At 51.6% G+C, this 5,419-nt stretch carries 5 protein-coding genes, 4 tRNA genes and 1 other RNA gene; 2 read left to right on the forward strand and 8 right to left on the reverse strand.

Annotated features, from left to right (window positions below):
- The 6 genes from ACJ8HA_RS23615 to ACJ8HA_RS23640 all read right to left on the reverse strand — a co-directional run.
- Nucleotides 1-164, reverse strand: a 164-nt coding sequence (locus ACJ8HA_RS23615; protein WP_023158627.1) for a GTP-binding protein, incomplete at its 3' end; no start/stop codon positions are given.
- Between the two features lie 109 nt (nt 165-273).
- Nucleotides 274-349 (reverse strand) — tRNA-Thr (locus ACJ8HA_RS23620).
- Between the two features lie 6 nt (nt 350-355).
- A tRNA-Gly gene (locus tag ACJ8HA_RS23625) sits at nt 356-430 on the reverse strand.
- A 36-nt stretch (nt 431-466) separates the two neighbouring features.
- Nucleotides 467-582, reverse strand: a non-coding RNA gene (locus tag ACJ8HA_RS23630) — RtT sRNA.
- Nucleotides 583-628: 46 nt separating this feature from the next.
- Nucleotides 629-713, reverse strand: a tRNA-Tyr gene (locus tag ACJ8HA_RS23635).
- 25 nt (nt 714-738) lie between these two features.
- A tRNA-Thr gene (locus ACJ8HA_RS23640) sits at nt 739-814 on the reverse strand.
- 396 nt (nt 815-1,210) lie between these two features.
- On the opposite strand from ACJ8HA_RS23640, the gene ACJ8HA_RS23645 reads away from it, so the two are divergent.
- Together ACJ8HA_RS23645 and coaA are read left to right on the forward strand one after the other, a co-directional pair.
- Entirely contained in the window at nt 1,211-1,759 is a 549-nt protein-coding gene (locus ACJ8HA_RS23645) for a GNAT family N-acetyltransferase (protein WP_025304937.1), read from the forward strand.
- A 219-nt stretch (nt 1,760-1,978) separates the two neighbouring features.
- Nucleotides 1,979-2,929, forward strand: coding sequence for a type I pantothenate kinase (gene coaA / locus ACJ8HA_RS23650; protein WP_025304936.1), 951 nt, complete (start codon nt 1,979-1,981; stop codon nt 2,927-2,929).
- 48 nt (nt 2,930-2,977) lie between these two features.
- Here the strand turns inward: coaA and birA are convergent, their stop codons facing one another.
- Both birA and murB read right to left on the reverse strand, forming a co-directional pair.
- Complete coding sequence (gene birA, locus ACJ8HA_RS23655; RefSeq protein WP_025304935.1) at nt 2,978-3,940, reverse strand: bifunctional biotin--[acetyl-CoA-carboxylase] ligase/biotin operon repressor BirA; 963 nt, start codon at nt 3,938-3,940, stop codon at nt 2,978-2,980.
- On the reverse strand, nt 3,937-4,974 hold the full coding sequence (murB, locus tag ACJ8HA_RS23660) for a UDP-N-acetylmuramate dehydrogenase (protein ID WP_043143678.1): 1,038 nt from the start codon (nt 4,972-4,974) through the stop codon (nt 3,937-3,939). The genes birA and murB overlap by 4 nt, the downstream gene beginning before the upstream one ends.
- Nucleotides 4,975-5,419 lie beyond the last annotated feature (445 nt).

Below are 5,419 nucleotides of genomic sequence, written 5' to 3' on the forward strand. Positions count from 1 at the left end.
TCTGGCGCGTTATCGATCTGGTCGAAAGCACGTGCAGAACCGCCGTAGGTTTTAGCCAGAACGGTGGTGATCGCTGCAGTCAGGGTAGTTTTACCGTGGTCAACGTGGCCGATAGTACCGACGTTAACGTGCGGTTTTGTACGTTCAAACTTTTCTTTAGACATCGATTGTCCCTCTAAGACACGGATAAATCGGTGGTATCACCACATCAACCAAGCATTTGCTCGTTGAATCCAGAACAGAAAGAAAATCAGGGGGCGAGAAATTAAGAAGTGGTGCTGATAGGCAGATTCGAACTGCCGACCTCACCCTTACCAAGGGTGCGCTCTACCAACTGAGCTATATCAGCACATCTTGGAGCGGGCAGTGGGAATCGAACCCACATCATCAGCTTGGAAGGCTGAGGTAATAGCCATTATACGATGCCCGCATCCTGGAACTCGGCTACCTGATTTTTCTGTAGAATTTTGGGATGGAGCAGGACTATTCATCACTCGCTTCGCATCCTTCGGGCCGGCTGCGCCTTGCGCTGCACAGCTCGAACCTTGCCGAAGGCTTTCGCCCTCTCCTCCCGCCATCAACCGCTGCGGTATTTATCGCATCTCAGTTAATCGCCGAAGGCAAGATTTGGTGGTGGGGGAAGGATTCGAACCTTCGAAGTCTGTGACGGCAGATTTACAGTCTGCTCCCTTTGGCCGCTCGGGAACCCCACCAGATTTTAACTACTTGTGACTTGAATGGTGCCGGCTACCGGAATCGAACTGGTGACCTACTGATTACAAGTCAGTTGCTCTACCTACTGAGCTAAGCCGGCATCAAGTGCAGCGCATTCTAGGTAGAGCGGACGGCCTATGCAACAAAAAAATTGCTTTACGCGCACTTTCGCTCACAAATCAGTCAATTTTGCATGCTGTCATGCAATTCGCAGCCTGCGGTGTGCAAACATTCACCACTTGCGGCAATCATTCTCTACAATTTTATCCACTTTTTGCAAGCATTGAGAGCCCCTTTCTCCGTGTCGGGCTTCTCAAAACACGTAACCTGCGTCGGTAAACCGTGAGCGGGATCGATGCACCAAAAAGAGGATCGCTGCCCAGGTTCGTGGCGTGAACTACACTTATTGCTCGCTCTTTCGCCGTGGCTATGCCTTTCGTCGTTCTGGCGCAGTTATTGCTTATCTTCATTACCCCCATCTCTGGAGGAATGACCGATGAAAATAGTGCCTATCAACGCCGCTACGCTCCCGATTTATCGCGATGAATTGGCTCGCCTGTTGACCGATGCGGTCACCCACGGTGCTTCAGTGGGCTACGACACCTTAATCCCGCATGAAGACGCCGAGAGTTACTTCCACAGCCTGCGTCCCGCCTTGGCCAAAAGCGAGCTGCTATTGTGGATTGCCCGCGACGAACGCGGCGTCGTTGGCACCGTGCAACTCGAGCTCTGCCAGAAACCGAATGGCCGTAATCGTGCGGAGGTGGTGAAGCTATTGGTGCATAGCCGCGCTCGCCGCAACGGCGTAGGTCTGGCGCTGATGAAGACGTTGGAGCAGGCGGCACTGCAACAGCAGCGCGGGCTATTGTACCTGGATACGCAGGCTGGCTCAGCGGCTGAAGCGCTTTATCGCAGCCTGGGTTATCGCTGTTTGGGCGAGCTACCGGATTATGCAGCGGGCCCCGATGGGCATTATCATCCGACCGTCATTTATTACAAACGTCTATTCACCGTAAACCAACCTTCGCGCGCCATTGCCTGCTAGCCTTCAGGCGGTATCCGGCCCCGATGATACCGCCTTGCAACCCCGCCTTATCAACTGCGCGCCGCTTCGCACAATTGACATAAACTGCTGCCTATCGACAACTTTTGCGAAAAAAGTCTACGCCAAAAACGAAGCTGTCTATAATATGCAGCTTGTTTATTCTCTGGAGTTGGCGTCCGGCGCCTTTCCCAACCTGCGTTAACAGGCAGAATTTGGCTTATGATAAAAAGAGATCAATCTTTAGCAACGCCTTACCTACAGTTCGATCGTACCCAATGGGCTGCGTTGCGAGATTCGGTGCCGCTGACGTTATCGGAAGAAGAGATCGTTAAGCTGAAAGGGATTAACGAAGATCTCTCGTTGGAAGAAGTTGCGCAGATTTATCTGCCGCTGTCACGACTATTGAACTTCTATATCAGTTCCAACCTGCGCCGACAGGCGGTGCTCGAGCAATTCCTCGGCACCGACGGGCAAAAAATTCCCTATGTCATCGGCATCGCCGGCAGCGTAGCCGTAGGTAAGAGCACGACCGCACGTCTGTTGCAGGCGTTGCTGAGCCGCTGGCCGGAACACCGCAGCGTTGAGTTGATCACGACCGACGGCTTCTTGCATCCTAATAAGGTGCTGAACGAACGCGGCCTGATGAAGAAAAAAGGCTTCCCGCAGTCTTACGATATGCATAGCCTGGTGAAATTCGTGTCAGAAGTGAAATCCGGCGCCAAACGCGTTACCGCTCCGGTTTATTCTCATTTAATTTATGACGTTGTACCTGAGGGTAATAAAGTCATCGAGCAACCGGATATTCTGATCCTGGAAGGGCTTAACGTATTGCAAAGCGGTATGGATTACCCGCACGATCCTCATCGCGTATTCGTTTCCGATTTTGTCGACTTCTCCATATATGTCGATGCCCCGGAGACGCTATTGCAAAGCTGGTATATCAATCGTTTCCTGAAATTCCGTCAGGGCGCATTTTCCAATCCCGATTCTTATTTCCATAACTATTCAAAATTGCCGGAACCGGAAGCGATTAATATCGCTACACAATTGTGGAATGAAATTAACGGCTTGAATTTGCAGCAGAATATACTACCTACCCGCGAACGCGCCAGCCTGATCATGACCAAAAGCGCCAACCATGCCGTTGAAAGCGTGCGCTTAAGAAAGTAATACTACCGATCGCTCAAGGGGACGGTAACGTCCCCTTGGTTGCTATCGCTATTCTGCACTGCGCAGCGATATCTCTCCGCCGATAAAGGGTTTGATCTCCCCATCTTGTTCCAGCAGCAGTGCCCCCTGCGAATCGATGCCTCGTGCGATGCCTACAATCTGCCGCTCACCAATCAGCAGTTTGACCGGTCTGTCGATAAAATTATCCAACGTGCGCCAACGACCAATGAATGGCCCCAGCCCATCTATCTCGAATTGTTTTAACGACTGCCGCAATTCATTGAGCAAAGTAGCAGTCAGCTCATTACGATCGATGTTAATGCCGGCTTCTTGCAGGTTGATCCAACCTTGGTTGATCCCCCCGGCATTGGTATCCCGCATCGCCAAATTAATGCCAGCACCGATGACCAACTGAGCCGCATCGCCAGTTTTTCCTGTCAACTCGACCAGGATCCCTGCCAATTTGCGATCGTTCAGGTAGAGGTCGTTGGGCCATTTTACCCGTACGTCTTTAGCGCCAAGGCGCTGTAAGACCTCCGCCATCACCATGCCGATCACCAGGCTCAGCCCCATCGCCGCAGCTGGCCCCTGTTCCAATCGCCAAAACATCGACAGGTATAAATTGGCGCCAAACGGCGAAATCCACTGGCGCCCACGACGACCGCGGCCAGCCAGTTGATACTCAGCGATGCAGGCGTCGCCAGATTGTAGTGTTTCGATACGATCCAGCAAATATTGATTGGTAGAGTCGACTACCGGCAACACGGTAACGCGTTTGTCGTCCAACCCTTTTAGAATGCGTTCCGCCTCCAATAGTGGCATGGGGGCAGGCAAGCTGTACCCTTTGCCAGGCACGGTAAAGACATCCAGCCCCCACTCGCGAATGGTTTGAATATGCTTATTGATCGCAGCACGGCTCATGCCGAGTGACTCACCGAGGTGTTCCCCGGAATGGAATTCGCCGTCGGCCAACAACGCGATCAGTTTTAACGGAACCTTGGTATCTTTCATGACAGCACCGCCACGGCATTCAGCTCACCGGTCGCGCCAATAAAGCGCACCTCAGGCTCCAACCACACACCGAATTTATCGGCCACCGTCTTGCGTACGTGGCGCGCCAGCGCCACCACATCCTGGCTGTGGGCATTGTCGATGTTCACCAGCACCAGCGCCTGCTGGCGGTGTACCGCAGCACCACCGATGCGATATCCTTTCAGCGCGCATTGGTCGATAAGCCAGCCGGCGGCCAGCTTCACCTGACCATCCTGCTGCGGATAATGCGGCATGCCAGGATATTTGGCGACGAGTTCTGCGGCTTTCTCTGCGTTCACCAAAGGATTCTTGAAGAAGCTGCCGGCATTGCCGGTTTCGCGCGGATCGGGCAGCTTGCTGCGACGCATAGCACATACGGATTCAAATACCTGAAGCGGCGTCACCGTGGTGGGCTCCAGCTTGGCCAGATCGCCGTAACTCAATTTGGGTTGCCACTGTTTGTTGAGACGCAGACCCAGCCCGACAATGACATGCCCAGTTTGGAAACGGTGCTTGAAAATGCTTTCCCGGTAGCCAAAACCACACTCGGCAGCCGGGATGCGATCGATAGCGCCGGTAGAGAAGTCCAGCAAATCGACATACTCGCAGACGTCTTTCAATTCGACGCCGTAGGCGCCGATGTTCTGAATAGGGGCGGAACCGGCCAATCCAGGGATCAACGCCAGGTTTTCCAGGCCGCAGATCCCAGCCTGCAGCGTATATTGCACCAGGTCATGCCAATTTTCACCGGAGCTGACGTGGAGATACCAGGCATCGTTATCTTCTCGAACATCGATACCCTTCAACTGATTGACCATTACCGTGCCCGAGAAATCCTCCAGGAACAGCACGTTGCTACCTTCACCGAGAATCAGCAGCGGCTCCTGACGCTTGCGCGTTTGTTGCCATACCTTGAGCATCAGCTCAATTCTATCGGCCATGATCAGGTGCGCTGCGTTGACCGGGAGCGCAAACGTATTGTGGTTTTTTAAAGACGCGCTTTCAGTAGACATAACGTTCAGTACCTATACGGAAATAATCTTTCGCCTAGTCTACTCGATTCGAGGCGTCTGGCTAATATTTGTTTTAATTAACGTGAAATTTATCGAATAATACACTAAAGAATTAAGATTTATCTTTGATATAACCAGATATTTCTTATTAACACATTAATAAATAGGCATTTTTATTATTTAAATAATAATCTGAAGCTATCAATTATATATTAATCTGGCTATTTCTCCGGCAAAAAACATTATGCTTCCTTATAAGAATAAGCTACATATGCCAAAAAGGTATTTTTCAAAGTAATAGATACAGTCAGGATATTTATTTTACGCATAGCAAAAAGCCCTGAACGTCAGTTCAGGGCTTTCGGCTTTATTTGATGCCTGGCAGTGTCCTACTCTCGCATGGGGAGACCCCACACTACCATCGGCGCTACGGCGTTTCACTTCT

It is taken from the genome of Serratia sp. CY33802 (genome assembly GCF_052169095.1).
Classification (GTDB): domain Bacteria; phylum Pseudomonadota; class Gammaproteobacteria; order Enterobacterales; family Enterobacteriaceae; genus Serratia; species Serratia bockelmannii.